Genomic DNA, 22558 nt, shown 5'->3' with positions numbered 1-22558 from the left:
GAACAGGTGTTTGGTTACGGCTGTGGCTCTCGACCATCCGTTCGAAAGACGAAGATCGCCAGGGCAAAGGCTACCGCGGACGGTATCCATAGCGCATCAAGGCCAATGGCCGCGTAGGAATGCGCGCCGAGCAGGGCGCCGAAGCATAGCGACGCCCACAGGCCCAGACTCGGCCCCCATCCGGAGCCGTCGCCGCCCCGAAGTGCTGCGGCCAACCGGTGGCCGACGCGGACAAGGGCGCCGGTCATGTAGGTCAGCCCGATGCCGGGCTCGCCCTTCTTCTGAAAGATGGCATTCTCCATCCCCATCGCAATCACCATCGCGCCGACGCTGATAGCGGACACGCCCAGAAGGTTCGCCAGCGCTGCGCCGCCGAGCAGGCACCCTTCGGTCAGAAGGAGGATCGGGCGGCGGGAGGGGCGGCCATCATGGGCGACAAGGGCGCCCGCCGCCGCCCCGACTACAAATAGCAGGATGATCATCACCCCTCTCGCAGCGTCATGCCATTCCCCCTGCGCGAGGCTGACGCCGAGCCGGGTGGAGTTGCCGCTCATGAAGGACACGAACAGGCCGCCGAGGTGGATGAATCCCATCCCGTCCACGAAACCTGCGAGCCCGGCAAGCATCAGGGCCAGGGTGATATGGGCCTTCGAATAACCGATCATGGGCGCCGGATATCTCTCCTGAAGCAATAATCCGGCCAAGCTTGGCACATCGTCTCCCGATGCGCGAGGTGCGTGACCGTGTTTCCAGCGTCGGCCGGAACGCGAACGGTCTCCGGTCGTTGATCGGCCAGCGGCAACTGCCGAGCTCGAAGAAGGACCAATGATGGCCAAGGATCACGAAAGTTACTACGCCCCGGAAGTCGAAGCGCATTTCAGGCGCGACTCCCGCATCGGCACTTACACGGCTGGTGCGCTGGTGATCGCTGGACTGGTGGGCTGCGGTGTCGGCTGGTTGATCTATGATCGCATGTCGGCCAAAGCCGAGGAGGAGCGGCGTCATCAGGCGCGGCTCGCCAATAAGGCAAATGCCCGGCGCGCGCTCGAAATGAAAAAGCGCAGCCCGAAACATTCCTATCCGGAAACCACGACGGCTCATGAGGGAATGCGCAACAAACCCTCACCCTCCTAAATAACAGGAGAGCCGGCCGACAAACGGTGTCGGTCGGCTAGCGCACCCTGCCGAAGAGACGCGACAGGCGTTCGGAAAAGTGTGCGGGCCAAAACGCCACGACTGCGACGATCATCGCCATGAGGCCGAGGGTCACCAGGATCTGGACGACGCCAAAAAGCGGCGCGTCCTTCGCCATAACCCACCCCGTCAATGCGCTCGCGCCGATCATGAGCACGCGTAGGACCCAACCGATCACCGTGAACTCCCACTTTGCAAGGGCGCCCATATGCCCGAGCTTTCCTTACGCCAGCCCGGCCTTCGATCCTAGCCGAAATCACAATGTCGAGGCTCAGGGTGGGGCCGGCCTTCTGGACCTGTCCTCGCCCGGCAGCCTCTCTATAATCTGACGGATCATCAAGGATCAAAGCCATGTGGACGACATCGAAGACAGCTGCTGCCCTTGTTTTCTGCACGTTGGCAGGTTTGCCGGCAGCGGCATTGTCGGCAGAAACGCAACGGGTCCGAGGCACCATCGAGAGCCTCGATGGCTCTGTGCTCCTGGTGAAGTCCCGCGAGGGCCCTGCCCTGTCGATCGCCCTCAATTCCGACTGGACGGTCTCAAGCGTCGCCAAAGCTGCGATGTCGGACATCAAGCCCGGCGATTATATCGGCACCGCCTCCGTGCCGAAAGGCGACAACGGCGCCGAAGCGCTCGAGGTGCTGATCTTCCCGGCTGCGATGAAGGGGACGGGCGAAGGCAGCTTCGCCTGGGATCTTGCTCCCAACAGCACGATGACGAACGCCACGGTCGCAAACGCGGTCACTGGCGTGGACGGTCAGAAGCTTGTTCTGTCCTACAAAGGCAACGAGAAGACGGTCGTCATTCCCGATGGAACCCCGATCGTTACCTTTGCGCCCGCGCAGAAGACCGACATGGTTCCGGGCGCACCAATCTTCATCTCGGCGCAGAGGGACGACGCCGGCAAGCTGAGCGCCGGCCGGGTGGTGGTCGGTACCAAAGGGGTCGCGCCGCCGATGTAGCACAGGTTGCCAGAGTGATTCGCTGCCTTCATCTTTGTCAATGAACGCGGTAGCGTGGGCGCATCCACTCTGGCATTGAGGATTTCATGCGCCATCTGCTTGCTTCCGTCTCCCTTGTCTTGGTCAGCCTCGGGGTCTCCGCCGCCTGCGCACAGGATTTCGACGTCAAGGGCCTGATGGCAACGGCCATGAGCGCGGGCCGGGTTGGTCTCGCTCAGAAGACAAAGCCGGTGGATGCCAAGCCTGCTGACCTGGGCGAAGTCGTCGTCACCATCATCCGCAGCGAAGGCGTCGAGACAAAGAGCAAGCCCGCGGAGGCCGGCGATATGGTGGTGCGCAACCGCTGCCCCGAATCCGGCAACGAACAATATCTTGTCAAGGCGGCGGCATTTCCCAAGCGCTATAGTGCGGCGCAGAGCGAAGGAGACGCGCAGGGCTGGCGAAGCTTCAAGCCGCTGGGCACTCCCATGCGTTTCGTGATCCTCGGACCGTCCGAAGGCCCCTATACGTTCAAGGCGCCATGGGGCGAGGCGATGGTCGCAAAGCCGGGCGATGCGATCGTTCAGGACCCGGCCAACGAGACGGACACCTATCGAATCGCCGCGACCTCGTTCGTCTGCACCTATGAGGTGACGGAAAAGCCGAAGGCCGGCGGCTAGAGAGCAACTGCACGCGCCTATCGTTGGATATAAGGCGCGTCAGTCACCGGACTGCCAGCCGAGCCTTTTCTCGATGCTTCGCGCGGCGTTGCGGACTGCCGGAACGAAGCGCTCGGGCTCATCCCGCACCTTGAATTCAGGCAGCACGATCGAGATGGTCACCACGCATTCGCCGTCGTCCCGACGCACCGGGGCGGCGATGCAGGCCACCGCATAATCGGACTCGCCCGATTGAATCGATATGCCGCTTGCGACGGCCTCCCGTGACTGCGCGGCCAGAATCTCCGGATCAGTGATCGCACGCCCCGTCGGCGACGCCTTGGCGCTGCGGCGAAAAAGGGCCACGCGCTCGGCCTCGCTGAGCCGCGCGACCAGCAAGCGGCCGGAGGCCGTCCAGTTGAGCGGAATGCGTGTGCCGACGCGGGACGTGACGCTGAAATGGCCTGCGCCCTCGGTCATCGCCTGCACGACCATCATGTCCCCGTCACGGCCGCATATCTGAACGGTCTCGCCGACCTCCTGGGCCAACATGTTCATCTCGTGAACGGCCACCGTCATCACGTCCAGTTCACGGGCGTAAGCGAGGCCGTAATGGAACAGCTTGTGACCCAGCCAGACATTGTTGTCCGCGTCGCGGCTGAGAATCGCCCGCGCCACCAGATCGTCGACGATGGTGTAGATCGTCGAGAGGGGAGCACCGACCGCACGCGCGATATCGTAGGCGGTCGTCGCCCGGCCGATGGCCTGCAGATGATCGAGGATCTGGATGGCGCGCTCGATGCCGCTGACTCGCGCGCGCTTCTTCGAACCGGCATCCTCGTCGAGCGCGTGCGGTTCAATCAGGCGTTGGCCTAGTCTTTCGACCTGGTTCATAGCGTCCCTCCGACCGCGGTCATCGTGATGAACAGGGGCGTTCTCAAGCCCTCCATTATGGCACGACCCATCATGCGCCGTCACCGGCCATGCTCACCAGGTGGCCCGGTGACACATTGCGGTATTGGCGCAGCGGAGGGACATAATTCAGCGTCCGGACCGGACTTGCGATCTCATCGTTGTTCAATGCCCGCCGCCTCCCTTGACGGGCAGGATCCGGAACCGGAACGGCGGCGAGAAGCTTGCGGGTATACGGGTGCTGGGGATTGCCGAAAATCGCCTCGCGTGGCCCGATCTCCACGATTTCGCCCAGAAACATCACGGCGACACGGTGACTGACGCGCTCGACAACAGCCATGTCGTGCGAAATGAACAGATAGGCAAGCTTGAGGCTCTCTTGCAGGTCGAGCATGAGGTTGATCACTTGTGCCTTGATGGACGCATCAAGCGCGGAGACCGATTCGTCGGCAATGATCACATTGGGCTGCAGGGCAAGGGCACGGGCAATGCAGATGCGCTGTCGCTGCCCTCCGGAAAATTCGTGCGGATAGCGCCGCGACATCTCTGGCGGAAGACCAACCCGTTCGAGCAGATCCGCAGCGCGCGCCCGCGCGCCCGCGGCATCTGCGAGACCGTTCTGCAGCAGCGGCTCCGCGATCGCATCGCCCACTCTCATCCGCGGGTTGAGGCTCGCGAAGGGGTCCTGAAAGATCATCTGAACGCGCTGGCGCATGGCGTGCAGCGCCCGCCCCTTCTGGCGCAGGATATCCTCACCATCGACGAGAACAGATCCGCTGTCGGCTTCCACGAGCCGCACGATCGACCGACCGATCGTCGACTTCCCGCACCCGGATTCGCCGACCAGCGCGAGGGTTTCGCCCGGCTGAACGCTGAACGACACATTCTCGACCGCGTGCACGCGCCCGGTCAGCCGGCTCATCATGCCGGAGCGGATGTCGAAGCGCGTGGTCAGGTGCGCAACCTCCAGGACCGGGCTTCCCAGAGGCGAGACCGTGTCGGACGTCTCCTCGGGCGTGTCGGATCCGCCGGTCGCCGGATCGACGACGGGAAACCGCATCGGTCGTGCGTGACCCGTCATGCTTCCCAGTTGCGGAACTGCGGCCAACAGAGCCCGCGTGTAGGGGTGCTCCGGCACGCGAAAGATGCGCTCGGTCGGCCCCGTCTCGACCGCCTCGCCCTTCAACATCACCACCGTGCGGTCGGCGATTTCGGCCACCACACCCATGTCATGGGTAATGAAGAGAACGGACATGTCCTCCTCATCCTGCAATTCCTTGATGAGGGCGAGGATCTGCGCCTGAATCGTGACGTCGAGCGCCGTTGTCGGCTCGTCCGCAATCAGCAGCGAGGGCCGACACGCGAGCGCCATGGCGATCATCACCCGCTGACGCATGCCGCCCGAGAAGCGATGGGGATACTCCCCGAAGCGCGCCTTCGCGGCGGGAATTCGCACACGCTCCAGCAGACGGAGCGTCTCCGCCTCGGCCTCGGCACGCTGGAGCGGCTTATGCCACATCAGCGCTTCGGCGATCTGCGTCCCGATCGTCATGGCCGGGTTGAGGCTCGTCATCGGCTCCTGGAAGATCATCGCGACGTCGTTGCCACGAACCGCCTGCATCTGCGGCTCCGACAGGGCCAGCAGGTCCCGACCGGCCAGGGTGATCTGTCCGGAGATGCGACTGTTCGCACTCGGAAGCAGCCGCATGATCGACAGGGCGGTCATGCTCTTGCCCGACCCGGACTCGCCCACGACCGCCACCGTTTCCTTGGGCATGATGTCGAACGACACGTTGCGCACCACCGGACGCCATGTTCCTTCCAGCAGGAAGGACGTGGTCAGGTCTGTCACGGAGAGGACGGGGGTTGTCATCCCTCAGAGGTCCGTCGGCGAGAAAAGCCGCAGGGCGTTGTCGCGAAAAATCAGGCGTCGCTCCTGCTCGTTGAGAAAATCAGCGTGGTCCCAGAGATAGGCCAGGCTCTGGCGATAGGTGCAGTAGCGCTCAACATTGGGCATGTCGGAGCCCCACATGAAGCGATCGGCCCCGAACGTTTCCACGAGTTGCCGCACATGCGGGAGAACCGCCGTATACGGATAGGCCATGCGGCCGCCCCATCCGATCGGATACAGAATTTCCGCCGAGACCGGCCCCTCTGTCAGCAGTCGCGTGAGAACGTCCGGCAGATCGAGCGTTCCGTCCTCGCGCGCGTAGAGCGCGGTTGGGATGCCGTGCACGAGCACGTGCCGAAGTGTCGGGTGTCGCTCCACGATGCGGGCGAGATGGCGCATCTCGTCCTCGTAGGTGCCGATCGGCGACTTCGCCGAATGGACCCAGAAGATCGGAACGTCGCGTCGTGCCATCTCGCGCCAGAGCGGGCCGAAGGACGGATCGTCAGGCAGCCTCCGGTAGCCGTCGCGGAAGAGGCCTGTGGTGGTGTAGTAGAGCCCAGCCATGTCGAGCCTGTCGAGTTCGTCGGCGACGCGCGCCAATTCGGCATCCCGGTCGGCAAAGCTTTCCTCCACCTGCGCGAGCCCGATGAACCGACCCGGATACTGAGCCCGGGCGCTTGCAAAATCCTCCGCCAGATTGCCGTAGATGTGCTCATTCTGGAGAACGGCGGTAGCGATGCCGGCATAATCCATCTGCCGCACGATGATCTCGGCCGGCGCTGACATGTCGGCCATATAGGGCGGCAGAAACTGCACATACCCATCCTCGCCGTCCGCAGACCATTCGAAGCGGCCACACCGGCCGACCTTGAACCCTGCATTCGCGTTGCGGCCGGCCTCCGATGGATCCTCGGCGTTCCAGAGCGGGCGATTCTGGATGACGGAATCGTCCTTCAGCCGACGATATGGCTGGTTGCCGTGCACATGCATCGAACGCTGCTGATGCAGGCGATGGGTCTCGACGTCCGGAAAGCCCGACGCGCCCGCAAGCGGCGGAAAGATGTGGCAATGGATATCGACGATACCGAAGGTCAAGGTCTGTCTCCGCTAGGGCGAGGTGTTGGGATCGAACCGGTCGCGCAGCCCGTCGCCCAGCATGTTGAACGCGAAGACCAGCAGCGTGATGGCAAGACCCGGTGCAATCACCAGATGGGGGGCGGTGGTGAGGTATTCCCGCGCGGTGCCAAGCATTGAGCCCCATTCCGGATCGGGCGGTTGAACGCCGAGGCCGAGGAAGCCGAGAGCGGAGGCGACCAGCACCGCCTGCCCTGCCAGGAGGCTGAGTTCGATGACGATCACCGAGACCGCGTTGGGTAGCACGTGGCGGACGAGAATGCGCGGCTGACGGATGCCAAGGGTGCGGGCCGCGCTGATGAAATCCTCGTCGCGCAGTTCCATGACCCGGCCGCGCACGAGACGCGCGAGCGGCGGCACGAAGCTGACCGTAATGGCGACTGTCAGCCCCGCAGCACTGGCGCCGACCACAGAAACAACCGCGATCGCCAGAACCATGTTCGGCACCGTGAGCAGCAGGTCCATCACCACCGTGATGGCCCGATCGATGAACCCGCCGAAATAGCCGGAGACGACCCCAAGGGCGACGCCGATGACCCCTGCCACCGCGACCGACGTCAGCGCGATCGACAGCGTCGCGCGGGTTCCCACGATGATGCGCGAGAGGATGTCGCGTCCGACCTGATCCGCGCCGAACCAGTGGCTGGCGGAGGGCGGATCGAGGATGGCCATCAGATCCTGCGCATTGGGATCGTATGGCGCCACCGCCCCGCCGAAAACCGCTAGCACGACGAAGAGTGCGAGCAGGCTCGAACCCGTCGTCAGATAGACGTTGCGCCGCGCAGAACGCCGCTTTTTCGGCTCCGCGGCACTGATGGCGGCATCAGCCATGTCGGAGCCTCGGGTTGATGATGGTGTACAGCACCTCGACAATGAGATTGATCAGCAGGAATCCCACCACGAAGAGCACAGTGATGCCCTGCACAAGGTTGTAGTCACGCACGCTGATGCCGGTCAGCAGCAGGTCGCCGATCCCCGGCCACGCGAAGAGCCGCTCGACCACCACCGAACCGCCGAGCAGGAACCCCGCCTGCAAGCCGACCACCGTGACGATCGGGATCATCGCATTGCGCAGCACATGACGCGTCAACGTCGTGCGGCGATCGAGGCCCTTGGCGCGCGCGGTGCGGGCATAATCCTTGCGCATTTCCTCGATCACCACGCCGCGGGTCATGCGTGCCACAAGTGCAATGAGACGGGCCGACAGGGCGAGCGTCGGCATGATCAGCGACAAGGCGCCGGTCAAGCCGAAACTCGGCAGCCAGCCGAGCTGGACCGACAGCACCGCGATGAGGATCATGCCGAGCCAGAAATTCGGAACCGCCAGCAACGCCACCACGACGCTGGAAATCAGATAATCCGGCCAGCGGTTCTGAAAGGCAGCCGACGCCACCCCTGCGGGAAGTCCGACAGCGGTCATGACGACGATGGAACTGAGCATCAGCAGAAGCGTCGCCGGCACGCGCTCCATGATGTTGGGCAGGGGATTGGTGCGGAACGTGGACGAGTAGCCGAAATCGCCGGACAGAAGTCCCACGATATGCTTGACGTATTGCTCGGTCAGGGGACGATCCAGACCGAGCATCGTGCGAATGTTTTCGATCTCGGCCTGCGTGGCCGTCGCGCCCGCGACGATCGATGCCTGATCTCCCGGCACGGATTTGAAGATCACGAACAGGATCGTGACCACGCCGAGCGCGACGAGAGGGATCAGGGCAATGCGAAAGGCGAGGAAACGCAACATCGGCGACTGTTCAGACCTTCGCGCGGCGGACGATGGTGAAGACGATCGGCCACACCTCGACGCCGGTCGTGCCCTTGCGGATCGCCGAGACGTTCTCGTTGATCTGCAGCCAGATGTAGGGATTGTCCTTCCAGATCAGTTCCTGCGCCTTGGCCAGAGCCGCATTCTGCTTGGCGGCGTCGGGAGTCGAATCAGCCTCTTTGAGAAGCGCGTCCACGTCCGCATTGCGATAGCGTGCCATGTTCCAGACGTCAGGCTTTCCGGCGTCGTTCGCATTCGACTTGAACAGGGAAGCCAGATGGTAGAGGCCTGACGCGTTCGACGGGTTGAACCCGAACATCGCCAGATCCCATTGCACATTCGCCTGGTCCTGCCGGACCGCGTCCCAATAGGACGCGCCTTCGATCTTGGTGATCTCGACCTTGATGCCGACCTGCTGCAGCGCGTTGGCGACGATTTCGGCGACCGAGACGTCGCCGGGGAACAAGCCCTGCGGCGTGAAGAGCTTCAGGGTGAGCGGCTTGGACGGACCATAGCCGGCCTCGGCCAGCAACGCCTTGGCCTTTTCCACATCGTAGACCAGCGGCGACACGGACGAATATCCCGCCGTGTTGAATGCCAGCGGTGAGTCGGGCGCTTTGGCGAAGTTGAAGAAGACTTTTTCCGCGATGGTCTTGACCGGCACTGCCAGATTGAGAGCCTGACGAACCCTGGGATCCTTCATCGGCTCGCGGGTGAGATTGAGTGCAAACCCGATGGGCCGCAGCCCCGGCGTGGAGACGATCTCGACCGCCGGATCCTGCTTGAGCTGGGCCACAAGTGCCACCGGCACGTTGTCGATCACATCCACCGCGCCTGTCTTCAGCGCCGAAATCCGGGTCGCCGCCTCCGTGATGGCCTTGAAGACGAGCCGTTTGGTGGCCGGCGCGCCGCCCCAGTAGCCGGGATAGGCTTCGAGCACCAGTTCCTGGCCGGGCGTAAAGCTCACCACCTTGTAGGGGCCGGCACCAATGGCGTTCTTGGCAATGCCACTTTCGCCAAATTGCTGCAGGGCTGCCGGCGAGACGATCGAGCCTGATCCATGGGCCAGCGAGTTGGGAAGCTGGGAGAACGGCGTCTTGAGACGGATCACAACCGTGCGTGCGTCAGGGGTATCGACGCTCGCGAGCGGGTCCCAGAGCGGGCGGTTGGTCGGGTTGCGGGTCTTGTCGATCAAGCGATCGAGATTGACCTTCACTGCGGCGCTGTCGACAGGCGTGCCGTCGTGGAAGGTCGCTCCCTGCCGCAATCTGATGGTGGCCGACATGAGATCGGGGGCGAGGTCGAAGCTCTCCGCAAGCTGCGGAACAATCTTCATCGCGGCATCGAAATCCAGCAGGCGGTCGTAGATGCACAGACCGGCCTCGTAGCCCGCCGGATAGGCCGTAAAGCTGCCCTGCGCCGGGTCGAGCGTCAGGACGGCCGTGCTCTGGCCGAAGGTGAGCACATCTTTCTTGGCTTGCGCCAACGCCCGGATATCCGGGCGCATCACCATTCCGACGGCGGCGGCTCCGCCCAGTCCAGTCAACACTTCACGGCGATTCATCAGTCCCCTCCTTCGTTGCGCTCAAGAAAACGACGCGGCCGCCCCGGCATCGCGCCAAAGGTCGTTCCACGTGAAGATCGCCGGCATGCCGCCGGTATGGACAAAGACCAGGACATCGTCAGGACCATAGCGGCCCTCGCGGATGTGGCCGATCATGCCGGCTGCGGCCTTGCCGGTGTAGATGGGATCAAGCACGATCCCTTCAGTCCTCGCGAAGAGCCGCACGGCCTCGATGCCGGCCGCACTCGGCACACCGTAGCGCTCGCCCACATACGCGCCGTCATTGTCGATGTCGCTGTCGCCGATCACCACATCGAGCTCCAGCAGGCGCGCCGTGTCATTGGCGATTGCAGCAGTGCGGGACGGGACGTGGAATTCCGATGTCGCCGTGATGCCGCGCATGCGGAAACCCGCATTGGTGATGCGCTGCGCCAGCACGATGCCCGCCTGCCCTTTGCCGCTCGACGACATGTAGATGTCGGTCGCCCGCGTGTTCAGGCGCTCCATCTGCTCGAGGATTTCCAGCGTCGTTTCGATATAGGCGATCGCCGAGGCCACATCGAACATCGGGTTGTCGTTCAGGATGTGGGGACGACCGCCATCCGCCCGACATCGTTGCGCGAGGCTGTCCAGAAGGCGGCGCTGATCCTGCGGGTCGCTCGCAAAATGAATCTCCGCCCCAAGCAGATAATCGACAAGGAGATTGCCCTGCACCGCCTGCGGCGGCCGCCCCTCCAGCACGAGGATCGTCTTCAGGCCGAGCTTGTTGCACGCCCCCACCGTCTGGCGGGCCGAATTCGATTGCAGGTCAAGCCCGACGATGACCGTATCGGGGTCGTCCTTCAGGGCGTGAGCCAAACGGAATTCGAGATTGCGGAGCTTGTTGCCGCCCAGCGCGACCCCGGTCATGTCATCGCGCTTCACGAAGATGCGCGGGCCACCGAGTTCACGGGCGAGATTGGGCGCTTCATGCAACGGCGTGGGTGTCAGCGCGATCGGAACGCGCGGGACCTTTGCGATGCGATCGCGAATCCAACCGAAGCTTTCTGCCGGTGGCGTGGGCGCCTGATCGTAAGCTGACGTCATTCCCTTGAAGTCCTTGGTGGTGCGCTCGTCCGGATCGCGAAGACGGTTATTGCGTGAGCAATTGTCCGCCATCGACGACAATGGTCTGGCCGACGACCCAGCTCGCTCGCGGCGAGGCCAGAAAGACGACCATTTCGGCAATTTCCTCCGCACGCCCGAGCCTGCCGAGGGGCATGCGCAGAAGGGTCTTCTCGTAGAGCGAGGGATCGCTCGTGCGACGCGTATCCCAGACGCCGCCGGGGAACTCGATGGCGCCCGGCGCCACGCAGTTCACGCGCACGCCCTTGCGGATCAGTTGCGAGGCCTGTGTAGCGCTGTATTGAATAACTGCCGCCTTCGCGGCTCCGTAAGGCGGCGTCCGCGGAGAGGCGGCGAGCCCGGAAATCGACGCGACGTTGACGATGGCGCCACTTTTCGATTCCAGGAGGAACGGCATCGCCGCGCCGCTCGTGCGCACCACGGCCATGAGGTCGACGGAGAGGGACGCGTCCCACCCTTCCTCGGTATCCGAGAGGCCCGATCCGGTCGCGTTATTGACGAGGATATCGATCCCGCCCAGCGCCTCGGCGGCGGCCGCGACGTAGACCGGAATATCGTGAGGGTCGGAAAGATCGCAGCGCGCCGCATGCACCGTTCCTCCGGCCCTTGCCAGCATCGCGCGCGTGTCCTCGAGGGCCGCAACCCCACGAGCGCATATCGATACCGATGCGCCATTTTGCGCAAAAGCGAGAGCCACGGCCTTACCGATTCCGCGGCTTCCTCCGGTGACGACGACCTTGCGTCCTGAAAGGCTGTCCTGCGACATGCTCATGGTCTCCGCGAGCCTTTATCGACAGCGTCGTGCACCGCAACGACGACTTCGATTTCCACGGTGATCTGCATGGGGAGCGAGCCAAAGCCCACAGCAGAGCGCGCATGCCGTCCGGCATCGCCAAACACATCCACGAACAGATCCGAACATCCGTCGATGACGGCGGGATGGTCGGCGAAATCCGGCGTGGCGTTGACCATGCCGAGGACCTTCACGATCCGTTTGACCCGCGCGAGATCGCCCAGGGCATCATGCATCACGGCAATCAGATTCAGGCCCGTGAGGCGCGCATCGGCATAGGCCTGCTCGACGGATACATCCGCACCAACCTTGCCGACGTGGAGCGTCCCGTCGCTCTCCCTCGGCCCCTGCCCCGACAGGAACAGCAGATTGCCCTCCCGCACAAAGGTCGTGAAATTTCCGATCGGTTCGGGCGCTTTCATCATCGCGACGCCCATGGCGGCGAGGCGATGATAGGGACCGTCGCCGCAATCGGTTGTTCTTTGTTTCGTCAATTCTTCCACGTCGCGTCCATGTCGCGCCATGCCCTAGAAGGCTCGGCTGCTGTCCCACATCTGATAGTCATTATTCCGTAATTAAAGAATAACGTTCCCAGCAGGAGAACATTAGGCGCGCAGATGACGTAATGTCAATAAACTGACGCTGGGATTTCAGCAGAAACAGCGCAGTTGTCCTCAAGGACACTGCCACGCTGGCGCGCACCGCCCGCGAATCATGTTCACAGCTTCGGCGCGATTGACCCTGGTCAATGTGAAATCACGGCATCGTGGCTTTGATGGCGCGGTGAGGCTGGGACGTGTTGCCGGGCAGAGCTGCCCGATCCATCATCTCGTCGCACGGAGGAGGCCGTCCTTGACCAAAACCTACAGGATTCCGCATGACGGACTCGTCGTGATCAGCGATGGACGCAAGGCCCTGTTTCTGAAGAACAAGGGAGATGAACTCTTCGTCAATCTCCAGGTCGACCGGGTCTTTCAGGCGCCTCCCAACCCGCCGACCCACCTTCAGGGCACCGACCGGCCCGGGCGAGCATCAATGTTCGATCAACGCAGCGCGATGGGACAGACCGATTGGCACCGACTGGCGGAGCAGACCTTTGCGGCCGACATTGCCGAGGCCGTCAACGCAGTCTGTGCGGCAGGAGCCGTCAAATCCATCGTCGTGGCCGCCCCTCCCCGCGCATTGGCCGAGTTGCGCAAGGGCTTCTCGGCGATGGCGCGGCGATGCGTGCAGGGCGAGATCAACAAGGACCTGACGAAACATCCGATCGACTCGATCGAGGATCATCTGGCAGGAAGCCTCTGAGCGCCAAGCGCCCTCCGGAATTCCATGTCGACCCAGGCCATCGCAATTCCTGCGCGGTGCGCGACACGCCGAAGCGGTCCTGACCCGAGCTCATCCATCCACTGAAGGAACCGCGCGAGACGGCGGCACGCTCGGCTTCCGTTGTGGCACGAACCGAACAAGTCCCATGCCCACCATCATGGCTGCCACGAAGACGAGGATTTGCCACGTCCCCGCAGCGATGTTGACGATGGCGGGGCCCGGACAGAGACCGACCAACCCCCAGCCAATCCCGAACAGGGAAGATCCGATCACGAGGCGCGCATCGAGGTCGCGACGGTTCGGAATATCGAGCTTGCGGGCAAAGAGCGGGATCCGAAGACGCTTCGCTGCCGCAAAGCCCAGCGCCGACACCGCAACGGCGCTCGCCATCACGAGAGCGAGGCTGGGATCCCAGCGGCCGAAGACGTCGAGGAAACCCAACACCTTCTGCGGATCGATCATCTGCGCAACAATGAGACCGAGTCCGAAGAGCAGGCCGGACGCGAAGGCTGACAACAGCACGGGCACGATCTAGCTCCCCCACACATGGCGCGTCAGAAAGACCGTCAGGATCGCGGTCGCCATGAAGATGCCGGTGGCCGCAAGCGAGCGCGGAGAGCCGCGGCCGATCCCGCAGACCCCGTGTCCGCTGGTGCAGCCCGCGCCAAGGCGAGAGCCGAACCCGACCAGCAATCCCCCAACGAGCACAACCGCGAACGGAGCGTCGATGGAGACAGAAGGCGCCCTGCTACCGCCAAACGTGTAGACGGCAGGCGCCAGGACGAGCCCGGCGAGAAAGGCGACGCGCCAGGCAGCGTCTTTGCGGCGCGGCGGGATCAATCCTCCCACAATGCCACTGATGCCCGCCACGCGTCCGATGAGCAGCAGGAGGAGCGCCGCCGCCGCACCAATCATGATGCCGCCGGTGACCGCTGACACGGGGGTGAATGCTTCCATTGAACTCTCCTGGCCAGCCGCCGCGGCACGCGTCGTGTCGGGTGGCTCGCAGGCATCATAACCGACGGGGAAGCCTGCGCGCACCCGTCCAACCGGCTTGCCCGGTGGTTATCAGGGTTTCAGAACGCGGGACTTGATCGGCATCAATCACCCAGAAACCGCCCGTCCAATCCACCGGTTTCATGGGATCGCACTGATGCAGATCTTGCCAGTCCCACCCTCCCCGTTTGCCCTTCGCTCTCCCGAATATTCATGGCACAACCGCCGACGATGTCATTGGAGTTTGGGCCATGCGCCGCGTTGCTTTCGAAACCGTCGATGTCTTCACGGAGCGCCGATTCGGCGGCAACCCGCTGGCCGTCTTCACGGACGCGCACGGCTTGGAGACAGCCGAGATGCAGGCCCTCGCGGCGGAAATGAACTTAAGCGAGACCACCTTCGTGCTACCGCCGGAGGATCCCGCCCACACGGCCCGCGTGCGCATCTTCAACCGGACCACGGAGATGCCGTTCGCCGGCCATCCGAGCATTGGCACCGCCTTCGTGATCGCCCGAGCGAGCAAGGTCGTCCGCGATGCCCTGATCCTCGAGGTGCCAGCGGGCCTGGTGGCCGTCGCGATCGAAAGAAATGCCGACGGTGAGGTTCTGGGCGGAAAAATCACGGCACCGCAGCCGCTCTCCCTGGGCGAGGAGGTGCCTGCCGAGACGATCGCCGCCTGCATCGGGATCGATCCGCAGGACATCGTCGTCGATGCCCATCGGCCGATCCTGGCCTCCGTCGGCAATCCCTACGTGATTGCGCAGATCACCGAGGCGGCTGTGTCACGCTGCGTGCCGGACATGAAGGCGTTTCGCCGCGCTGCCGACGAGCGGCCCCATCTGAACGGCCGCTTCTCGCTGCACGTCTATGCCCGCGACGGCAACCACCTTCACGCGCGCATGTTTGCCCCTCTCGCCGGCACGTTCGAAGACCCGGCGACGGGCAGTGCGAATGCACCGCTGGGCGCAATGTTGCTGCGACTGACCACGAATGCCGAAGCGCGTTACACGGTGAGGCAGGGGGAGGAGATGGGCCGGCCGAGCCTCCTGCACCTGACGGCAAGCCGCCGCGAGGATGCGATCATCGCCACGGTGGCCGGACGCTGCGTCCCGGTTCTGCAAGGCTATGCGCAGCTCTGAGGAAGCTCTCGGCAAGGTTGGCGCGATTCCCGCGCGTTCAAGGATTGCCCTGAGCAAGGATTGCCCTGAGAAAGAATGCGCGGCATTGTCTGCGCCCGCAAACGCTGCTGAGTACACCATGACCGATCCGATCGCTGCCATCGAAGCCCTTGGGATCGACCAGACCGTGAGCTTTGCCGAAAGCCTCATTCCACAGGAATTCTCCGATCGCGAGACGATGGAGAAAATTCTTGAGGGCATGGGCTGCGAGGTCAGAATCGATGGCCAGACGGTCTATGTCACGCGGACCGGGCCTGCCCATACCCCGTCCGCCTGATAGAGACCGGACCCCGGGGCGGCGCTTGTCTCGGCCCGGAAACAGCGGGCCAGCCCAATCATGGAGTGCCCCGGTGCCTCTCGCCGATCTGAGTGGCGGTCGGAGGCATCTCTTCTGGCCAGTCGATTTCGGGCAAGCTCTCGATCGGGTCGGTGGAGACCGTGGAATCTCGTGTTTTCTTCGGATTTTCGCCTGCCTTCACGTTTGAGACGCACATGCGACCAGCCCATCAAGATGATAATTCACTTGTCAGGTTGTCCGTATCTCTCTAATTCCATCGTTCTCCTTCGGGTTACGGAGTCATGGACGGAGCGATGGAATGAGTGTGCACGGCCCCTTCTCCGATCTCAAAATCGTCGAGTTCACGCACACGGTGATGGGTCCAGCGGCAGGCATGCTCTTTGCTGAGCTGGGCGCCGAGGTCATCAGGATCGAAACGCCGCCAAACGGGGACCGGACCCGGTATCTGGGCGGCTCGGGGGCAGGCTATTTCTCATTCTACAATCGTCACAAGAAGAGCGTGCTGCTCGATTTGAAGACCGATGCAGGTCGCGACGCAGCCCTCAAGATCATCGGCACGAGCGACGCTCTGGTCGAGAACTTCGCCCCCGGCACCATGGATCGCCTCGGGCTGGGCTACGAACAGGTCAAGCGCCTTTATCCCCGCGTCATCTATTGCGCCCTCAAAGGATTTCTCGCCGGCCCGTATGAGGACCGGCTCGCGCTCGACGAGGTGGTGCAGGTCATGTCAGGTCTGGCGTACATGACCGGCCCCCCCGGGCAGCCTCTTCGGGCCGGAGCCTCCGTCATCGACGTGATGGGGGGCCTGGCCGGCGCTTTCGCCATTCTCGCCGCGCTTCGGGAGCGCGACAAATCGGGTCAGGGCCAACTGGTACAGGGCGCGCTCTACGAAAGCGCCGTCTACCTGATGGGCCAGCACATGGTGCAATCGGCCCTGCAGGGAACGCCCGTCCAACCGATGTCCGTTCGGGACAGCGCCTGGGCGATCTACAGGATTTATGAGACGAAAGCCGGAGGGCCCGTTTTCGTCGGCATCACGACCGACGAAACCTGGACCAGGTTCTGCGGCGAATTCGGCCGACCCGACCTCGCCTCGCGCGACGATCTGGCGACGAATGCAGGACGACGTGCCCATCGTGCGGAATTGGACGTCGAAGTGGCGCGCATGTTCCTGGGAATGACGCGCGACGAATTGGTGGCGGCTTGCGAGCGGGCCCGCATGCCCTTCGGACCCGTCGGGCGGCCGGAAGATCTGTTCGAGGACCCTCACCTGCTGCAATCGGGACAACTGACGCAGACGACGCTGCTCGACGGCTCGACGATCGCGATTCCCACCATGCCCCTGAGAATGGAAACCTGGGATCCGCCTTCCGAAACCCGGATTTCGCTGCCGGGCGAGGACACGCGCGCCGTTCTCGCACAAGCGGGGCTGTCCGAGGCGGAGATCGACGCGCTCGCCCCGCATCCGAATTGACCTCGACCTCCTTTCATATAAGGATGTCCGTACAACTAGGATCGAGAATCCGTCCCGAGGCGCGTGCCGGAATGGAGTCAAAGGGGTTGCCATGAAACTGATCGAACTGGCCAAGGTTCTCAGAAGCAAGAACGCAGGTCCCCTCCAGGTGACCGTCGACCTGATGTTCGCCGACAGCAATGCTTTCGAGATCGCCCTGCAATCCGAAGCACTGACAGCGCCTCGTGTGGCCGAAGCCTATGGCGTTTCGCCCTCGACAGTGGTGGTCATTCCGTTCCGCGCGGCGCTTGCCATCAAGGTCGTCATCGACCGGCCGGTCATCGCCGGCTCGCCGGGCGATACCGACGTCTACGGGGCCCAGCAGCACAAACCCCTTCTGGAGATCGAGCTATGACGGCAATGGCGGCCCTGCTGAAGTCCGGATTGGGACCCGGCAAACCCATGCGTGTTCTCGCCGCTTCCGGCCAGCTCGGCTATGGGATTCCCGAAGCCGCTTTCCGGAAAGGTCTGGCGCAGAACCCTCACATCATCGGTTGCGACATGGGGTCTATCGATGTCGGGCCCTATTATCTCGGCTCAGGGAACCTCGCGACCGCCCCGTCGATCACCAAGCGCGACCTGCAGCTGGTGCTGCTGAGCGCGCTTGATGCGCGCATTCCCCTGGTGATCGGCACTGCGGGTACTGCCGGCGCCAAGCCGCATCTCGAACAGACGCTGGCGATGATCCGAACCATCGCCCGAGAGAACGGCCGCTCGTTTCGACTGGCATGGATTCCGGCCGACATCCCCCGCGACTTGCTGAAAAGCATGATTGCCGCTGGTCGGACTCAACCGATTGCGACCATGCCTGCATTGACGGAGATCGACGTCGAGCGCGCCAAGCACATCGTCGGGCAGATGGGCGTGGAGGCCTTCATTCGCGCCATGGAAATGGAACCGGACGTGATCGTGACCGGACGGGCCTGCGACACGGCGGTGTTCGCGGCTGCCCCCATCATGCTCGGCTATCCGATCGCCGCCTCTGTCCACATGGCCAAGATCATCGAGTGCACCTCCATCTGCTGCATCCCGGGCGGCCGCGACGCGATGCTCGGGACATTGGATGGCGACAGCTTTACCCTGGAGAGCATGAATCCGGCCCGTGCCGCGACACCGCTTTCAGTTGCGGCGCATTCTCTCTACGAACAGGCCGATCCGCTTTCGGTCTACGAACCGGAGGGCATGCTGAACGTGGGTGAAGCCAAGTTCGAAGCCATCGACGAGCGCCGCACGCGCGTCTCCGGCGCAACATGGCATCCGGCCGAGCAGTACACGGTCAAGATCGAGGCCTCCGAATGGGTGGGCGAGCGGGCGATTCTCTGCGCAGGGTCCTGCGATCCCCGGGTCATTGCCAATTCGGCCGAGATCGTCTCCGAGGTCCGCAAGATCGTCAATGAGATTGTGCCGCCCACGGGCGATGGGACCTACGACCTCTTCTTCCGCATCTACGGTGAGAACGCCGTCAGCCTGTTCCCCACCCAGCCAAAGGGCGACGCTGCGGAAGTGTTCTTTCTCGTTGAGTGCATCGCCAGCACGGCTGAACTCGCGCGGTCCGTCATCAGCGTGTCGAAGCAGTATCTGCTTCACCATGGCTTCGCAGGCCGCCTGTCGACGGGTGGCAATATCGCGTTTCCGTTCACCCCGCCGGAACTCCCGGCAGGCGCGGCCTATCGGTTCTCGGCCTATCACATCATGGACTGCGATTCCCTGCCGGATCTCTTCCCGGTGCACATCGAAACCGTAACGTCCGACAGCGCGGCCTGAAGGTTGGGAGAGTCATGTGAGAAACACCACGCGGCTGAAGGGTCTGATCGAGTCTGACACGATTCTCGTCATGCCCGGAGCCTATGATCCACTCAGCGCCAAGATCGTGGAGAGCGCCGGCTTCGACGCCGTTCAATGTACCGGTCTCGGTATCAGCGTGACGACCCTCGGTCTCCCCGATTACAGCCTGATCGGTCTCGGTGAAATGGTGGAGCGGACGGGCCGGATGGTGGACGCCGTGAACGTCCCCGTGATGGCCGATGCTGACACGGGATTCGGCAATGCGGTGAACGTCCACTACGCCGCGCGGGCCTTTGAGCGGGTCGGCGTTGCCGGTTTCAATCTGGAAGACCAGGTGGCACCCAAGCGGTGCGGCCATCTCGCCGGCAAGGAACTCATCGCATCAGAGGAAATGTGCCTGAAGATCCAGTCGGCCCGCGACGCGCTGAGCGATCCCGATTTTGTCATCAACGCACGAACCGATGCACTCGCTGTCGAGGGCGTGGAGGGCGTGATTGCCCGCGGCAACCAATATCTCGCCGCCGGCGCCACGATGGTCTACGTCGACGCCATCGAGACGCTCGAGCAGATCAGGGCCATTCGGGCCGGGCTGTCTGGTTCGCTGGGCGTCTCTCTCGTGGAGGGCGGTCGCACGTCGCGCGCACTCACGTTCGCGCAATTGCAGGAAGCCGGCGTCGCACGCGTCAGCCTCTCCCTGACTGTGCTGCTGGCAAGCGTCCATGCGATGCGCAGCGTGCTGGCAACAGTCAGGCAGAACGGCGGCATCGTCGGCTACGAGGATCGGATCGCCGACTTCAAGGAATTCCAGCAATTCATCGGTATGGATGACGTGCAGGCCCTCGAGCGCCGGTTTCTCTCACCCGATCAGCTGCGGCGGAAATTCAACGAAGGAACCGGGGAACCATGAGTGGAAGCGCCACATCCTACCCGCTCGGCTTGCGTATAGCGGCCGGACGAAATGCTAGTCTGCGCAATGCCGTCGCAAGCGGCAAGATCGTCGTTGCTCCCGGCGCCTTCGACTGCCTGACCGCACGGCTGGTAGAGAGAGCGGGCTTCGGCGCGCTCTACGTGACCGGTTCCGGCGTATCAATCTCGGCACTCGGCGCCCCGGATGTCGGGCTTATGTCTTTCGGCGAAATCCTGGATCGCGTGAAACGTATTGCCGACTCGGTCGCGATCCCGCTGATTGCCGACGCCGATACCGGCTATGGCGGTCCTCTGAACGTGATCCGCACCATACGCGAGTTCGAGCGCGCAGGCGTGAGCGCCATTCAGATCGAAGATCAGATGTGGCCGAAGAAATGCGGGCATGAGGCAGACAGGCAACTCGCGTCGGTTGACGAAATGGTCGGGCGGATCAAGGCGGCGGTGGATGCGCGGGTTGACGAAGATCTGATCATCGTGGCCCGAACCGATGCCCGCAGCGAGCAGGGATTGGACGCAGCAATCGAGCGCGCGCAGATCTACGCCGAGGCCGGTGCCGACGTGCTGTTCGTCGAATCGCCCGAGAGTGCGAGCGAACTCAAGCGGGTCGCAACCGAGATCAGCCGTCCGGTCCTTGCCAACATGGTCGAAGGGGGTCGCACACCGATCACGCCGGCAGCCGAACTTCAGGATTTCGGCTTCCGCATCGTGATTTATCCGAACGCGCTGACCCGAACGATCGCCCGCGCCGGAGCCGACATGCTGGCGGCTCTCTCCAGGGACGGAACCACCGCGTCGTGGAAGGACCGAATGGTCGATCACCGTGAGCTGTGGTCGCTGTTCGACTACGAGACCTGGACGGCGACCGAGAAGCGTTTCGCGGTGCCGCCAACAAGCCCTGGGAAGTGAAGACCGCGAGCAATCCGATCACGGCTCTGTAATTGATTTGATATAGCGATTAGCTTAAGCCTGCGTTTCAAAATTCGTCATGAGGGATGACATTGTCAGTAACGCTCGGCCCATCGAAGCAGCCTCGCTATGCGCGTGTCGCCGATTCTCTCATGCGCGACATCGCAGCCGGGACATACGCGGTCGGAGATCTGCTCCCCCCGGAAAGTATTCTGTGCGAACGCTTCAGCGTGAGTCGGGCAACCGTGCGCGAGGCGCTTCGCCAATTGAGCGAACTGGGCCTCGTCCACAAGGCGCACGGGATTGGGACGCGGGTCACTGCGGTTGAAACGCAGAGCAACTATCTCATGTCGCTCGATTCCGTATCGGGGCTGATGCATTACGGCACGGAGACCGTGCTTCGGCTCATCGACCGCGTGCACATCGTGGCCACCCCGGCGGATGTCAGGCTTCTCGGATGTGCGGCCGGCGATCGCTGGATTCGCTTGCGGGGCGTGCGATCGATCGTGGGCGCGGACAAGCGCCCTATCGCCTATTCCGAAATCTACATCGACGATCGGTTTACCGACATCGCCAACGAAACGCCGGCAGCCGCCACTTACTACGAGATGATCATCAACCGGCACGGGGAAGAGCTTCAATCGGTGGAGCAGGAGATCTCGGCCATCAACATCGTGCCCGAGATTGCGAGCATGCTGGCAGTAAAGCCCGATGCTGCGGGCTTGCAGATCGTGCGCCGCTATCGCTGCTCCCGGTCTCAACCGATTGAAGTGACGCTGAATTACCATCCGAAGGATCGCTTCACCTACCACCTGCGCCTGAATCGGCCCCCGACAAAATAAGCCAGTCGTCTCGTCATCTGCATTGACGGACCGCGCTCTTTGGTCGTACGGTTGTCCGTACAAGATTATCGGCCTGTTGGGCCGTGCTCTGCCATGAAGCGTAAGAGGGGCTGATGAAGATCATCAACGGCGTTTCGGTTCGTGACACCCTTTCCGAGTTGGTCGACCCGGCAACGACCGCCTTGGTCGTTGTCGATGTTCAGAACGACTTCTGCCATCCCGACGGTCATTTCGCGCGCCACAAAAAGGATCTCAGCAGCACGCAGGCCGTGCTCCCGGATCTCGTGTCGTTCGTCAACCGCGCCCAGGACATGGGCATCCGCACCGTGTTCATCCACCAGCTGACCCTGCCCGAAGGGAAGAGCGACAGCGCGGCGTGGCTCCGCTTCAAATGCCGCGACGGCAAAAGTCCGGACTACACGCTGAAGGGCAGTTGGGGCGCGCAGCTTGTCGACGGGCTGGCTCCGCGCGCCGGAGATCTGGTCATTGAAAAGTTCCGGCCCGATGCCTTCGTGCACACGAATCTCGATCAGCTCCTGCGTGCCAACGGCATCGAAACGCTGGTCGTTCTCGGAACGACAAGCGAGGGCTGCGTTGAATCCACCATCAGGGGCGGATCCTACCACGACTACTACATGGTGGTGGTCCACGATCTGATCACCAGCCCCAACAAGATCCTCCATGAAGGCACGATGCGGTTGTGCGAGGCCCGATATCCCATGGCGACCTCGAAAGAGCTGCTGGATATCTGGCAGCAGGGATCACTGAGCCGCGCCGCGGAATAAACACGCTTACCAATGACAACAAG

26 protein-coding genes are annotated in these 22558 nt (G+C 63.1%); 13 read left to right on the top strand and 13 right to left on the bottom strand.

The features are described 5' to 3' along the window. Nucleotides 1-14: 14 nt before the first annotated feature. Nucleotides 15-665, bottom strand: coding sequence for a YoaK family protein (locus J4G32_RS08495; RefSeq protein ID WP_210485759.1), 651 nt, complete (start codon nt 663-665; stop codon nt 15-17). A gap of 163 nt (nt 666-828) precedes the next feature. Here J4G32_RS08495 and J4G32_RS08490 point away from each other — a divergent pair, with 163 nt between their 5' ends. Beyond that, on the top strand, nt 829-1134 hold the full coding sequence (locus tag J4G32_RS08490) for a hypothetical protein (RefSeq protein ID WP_210485758.1): 306 nt from the start codon (nt 829-831) through the stop codon (nt 1132-1134). A gap of 37 nt (nt 1135-1171) precedes the next feature. Here the strand turns inward: J4G32_RS08490 and J4G32_RS08485 are convergent, their stop codons facing one another. Further along, nucleotides 1172-1402 carry a hypothetical protein gene (locus tag J4G32_RS08485; protein WP_246504922.1) on the bottom strand — a complete coding sequence of 77 codons (231 nt, stop codon included), beginning with the start codon at nt 1400-1402 and terminating at the stop codon, nt 1172-1174. A gap of 143 nt (nt 1403-1545) precedes the next feature. On the opposite strand from J4G32_RS08485, the gene J4G32_RS08480 reads away from it, so the two are divergent. Together J4G32_RS08480 and J4G32_RS08475 are read left to right on the top strand one after the other, a co-directional pair. Continuing rightward, a complete protein-coding gene (locus tag J4G32_RS08480) occupies nt 1546-2157 on the top strand; it encodes a hypothetical protein (protein ID WP_210485757.1) in 612 nt (203 codons plus the stop codon). A gap of 86 nt (nt 2158-2243) precedes the next feature. Beyond that, complete coding sequence (locus J4G32_RS08475) at nt 2244-2816, top strand: hypothetical protein (RefSeq protein WP_210485756.1); 573 nt, start codon at nt 2244-2246, stop codon at nt 2814-2816. A 39-nt stretch (nt 2817-2855) separates the two neighbouring features. On the opposite strand, the gene J4G32_RS08470 is transcribed toward J4G32_RS08475, so the two are convergent. The 9 genes from J4G32_RS08470 to J4G32_RS08430 all read right to left on the bottom strand — a co-directional run bounded on the left by J4G32_RS08470 (nt 2856) and on the right by J4G32_RS08430 (nt 12503). Then, nucleotides 2856-3689, bottom strand: a complete 834-nt coding sequence (locus J4G32_RS08470) for an IclR family transcriptional regulator (RefSeq protein WP_210485755.1) — start codon at nt 3687-3689, stop codon at nt 2856-2858. Nucleotides 3690-3759: 70 nt separating this feature from the next. Further along, nucleotides 3760-5580, bottom strand: coding sequence for an ABC transporter ATP-binding protein (locus tag J4G32_RS08465; protein ID WP_210485754.1), 1821 nt, complete (start codon nt 5578-5580; stop codon nt 3760-3762). 3 nt (nt 5581-5583) lie between these two features. Then, a complete protein-coding gene (locus J4G32_RS08460; RefSeq protein WP_210485753.1) occupies nt 5584-6693 on the bottom strand; it encodes an amidohydrolase family protein in 1110 nt (369 codons plus the stop codon). Nucleotides 6694-6705: 12 nt separating this feature from the next. Next, nucleotides 6706-7563 (bottom strand): ABC transporter permease, encoded by an 858-nt coding sequence (locus J4G32_RS08455; protein ID WP_210485752.1) that lies wholly within the window; start codon nt 7561-7563, stop codon nt 6706-6708. After that, on the bottom strand, nt 7556-8476 hold the full coding sequence (locus tag J4G32_RS08450) for an ABC transporter permease (RefSeq protein ID WP_210485751.1): 921 nt from the start codon (nt 8474-8476) through the stop codon (nt 7556-7558). The genes J4G32_RS08455 and J4G32_RS08450 overlap by 8 nt, the downstream gene beginning before the upstream one ends. 10 nt (nt 8477-8486) lie before the next feature. After that, the gene (locus J4G32_RS08445; protein WP_210485750.1) at nt 8487-10061 is read right to left on the bottom strand and encodes an ABC transporter substrate-binding protein; all 1575 of its coding nucleotides are present in this window, start codon (nt 10059-10061) and stop codon (nt 8487-8489) included. Between the two features lie 21 nt (nt 10062-10082). Next, on the bottom strand, nt 10083-11147 hold the full coding sequence (locus tag J4G32_RS08440; RefSeq protein ID WP_210485749.1) for a pyridoxal-phosphate dependent enzyme: 1065 nt from the start codon (nt 11145-11147) through the stop codon (nt 10083-10085). 46 nt (nt 11148-11193) lie between these two features. Next, the gene (locus J4G32_RS08435; RefSeq protein ID WP_210485748.1) at nt 11194-11952 is read right to left on the bottom strand and encodes an SDR family NAD(P)-dependent oxidoreductase; all 759 of its coding nucleotides are present in this window, start codon (nt 11950-11952) and stop codon (nt 11194-11196) included. A gap of 2 nt (nt 11953-11954) precedes the next feature. Continuing rightward, entirely contained in the window at nt 11955-12503 is a 549-nt protein-coding gene (locus J4G32_RS08430; RefSeq protein WP_210485747.1) for a RidA family protein, read from the bottom strand. Nucleotides 12504-12831: 328 nt separating this feature from the next. Here J4G32_RS08430 and J4G32_RS08425 point away from each other — a divergent pair, with 328 nt between their 5' ends. Next, the gene (locus tag J4G32_RS08425; protein WP_210485746.1) at nt 12832-13284 is read left to right on the top strand and encodes a baeRF12 domain-containing protein; all 453 of its coding nucleotides are present in this window, start codon (nt 12832-12834) and stop codon (nt 13282-13284) included. A 90-nt stretch (nt 13285-13374) separates the two neighbouring features. On the opposite strand, the gene J4G32_RS08420 is transcribed toward J4G32_RS08425, so the two are convergent. Together J4G32_RS08420 and J4G32_RS08415 are read right to left on the bottom strand one after the other, a co-directional pair. Then, nucleotides 13375-13833 (bottom strand): YeeE/YedE family protein, encoded by a 459-nt coding sequence (locus J4G32_RS08420; protein ID WP_210485745.1) that lies wholly within the window; start codon nt 13831-13833, stop codon nt 13375-13377. Between the two features lie 3 nt (nt 13834-13836). Next, nucleotides 13837-14262: a YeeE/YedE family protein gene (locus J4G32_RS08415; protein ID WP_210485744.1), complete on the bottom strand. Its 426-nt coding sequence runs from the start codon at nt 14260-14262 to the stop codon at nt 13837-13839. Between the two features lie 290 nt (nt 14263-14552). Between J4G32_RS08415 and J4G32_RS08410 the strand changes: the two genes are divergently transcribed. The 9 genes from J4G32_RS08410 (at nt 14553) to J4G32_RS08370 (ending at nt 22535) form a co-directional block, all read left to right on the top strand. Beyond that, entirely contained in the window at nt 14553-15440 is an 888-nt protein-coding gene (locus J4G32_RS08410) for a PhzF family phenazine biosynthesis protein (protein ID WP_210485743.1), read from the top strand. A 118-nt stretch (nt 15441-15558) separates the two neighbouring features. Next, nucleotides 15559-15756: a hypothetical protein gene (locus J4G32_RS08405; protein ID WP_210485742.1), complete on the top strand. Its 198-nt coding sequence runs from the start codon at nt 15559-15561 to the stop codon at nt 15754-15756. 319 nt (nt 15757-16075) lie between these two features. Further along, on the top strand, nt 16076-17251 hold the full coding sequence (locus tag J4G32_RS08400; RefSeq protein ID WP_210485741.1) for a CaiB/BaiF CoA transferase family protein: 1176 nt from the start codon (nt 16076-16078) through the stop codon (nt 17249-17251). Between the two features lie 91 nt (nt 17252-17342). Then, nucleotides 17343-17645, top strand: coding sequence for a DUF4387 domain-containing protein (locus tag J4G32_RS08395; RefSeq protein WP_210485740.1), 303 nt, complete (start codon nt 17343-17345; stop codon nt 17643-17645). Then, on the top strand, nt 17642-19054 hold the full coding sequence (locus tag J4G32_RS08390; protein ID WP_210485739.1) for an acyclic terpene utilization AtuA family protein: 1413 nt from the start codon (nt 17642-17644) through the stop codon (nt 19052-19054). Before J4G32_RS08395 ends, J4G32_RS08390 begins: the two co-directional genes overlap by 4 nt. 16 nt (nt 19055-19070) lie before the next feature. Beyond that, on the top strand, nt 19071-19982 hold the full coding sequence (locus J4G32_RS08385; protein WP_210485738.1) for an isocitrate lyase/PEP mutase family protein: 912 nt from the start codon (nt 19071-19073) through the stop codon (nt 19980-19982). Next, nucleotides 19979-20908 (top strand): isocitrate lyase/PEP mutase family protein, encoded by a 930-nt coding sequence (locus tag J4G32_RS08380; protein WP_210485737.1) that lies wholly within the window; start codon nt 19979-19981, stop codon nt 20906-20908. The genes J4G32_RS08385 and J4G32_RS08380 overlap by 4 nt, the downstream gene beginning before the upstream one ends. 86 nt (nt 20909-20994) lie before the next feature. After that, a complete protein-coding gene (locus J4G32_RS08375; RefSeq protein WP_281413540.1) occupies nt 20995-21750 on the top strand; it encodes a GntR family transcriptional regulator in 756 nt (251 codons plus the stop codon). Between the two features lie 113 nt (nt 21751-21863). Continuing rightward, on the top strand, nt 21864-22535 hold the full coding sequence (locus tag J4G32_RS08370) for a cysteine hydrolase family protein (RefSeq protein WP_210485735.1): 672 nt from the start codon (nt 21864-21866) through the stop codon (nt 22533-22535). Nucleotides 22536-22558: the final 23 nt, after the last annotated feature.

The sequence above is a fragment of the Microvirga antarctica genome, from assembly GCF_017921815.1.
GTDB classification, from domain to species: domain Bacteria; phylum Pseudomonadota; class Alphaproteobacteria; order Rhizobiales; family Beijerinckiaceae; genus Microvirga; species Microvirga antarctica.
Note: the sequence above shows the minus strand (reverse complement) of the source record. Positions and strands in the feature narration are given on the sequence as shown.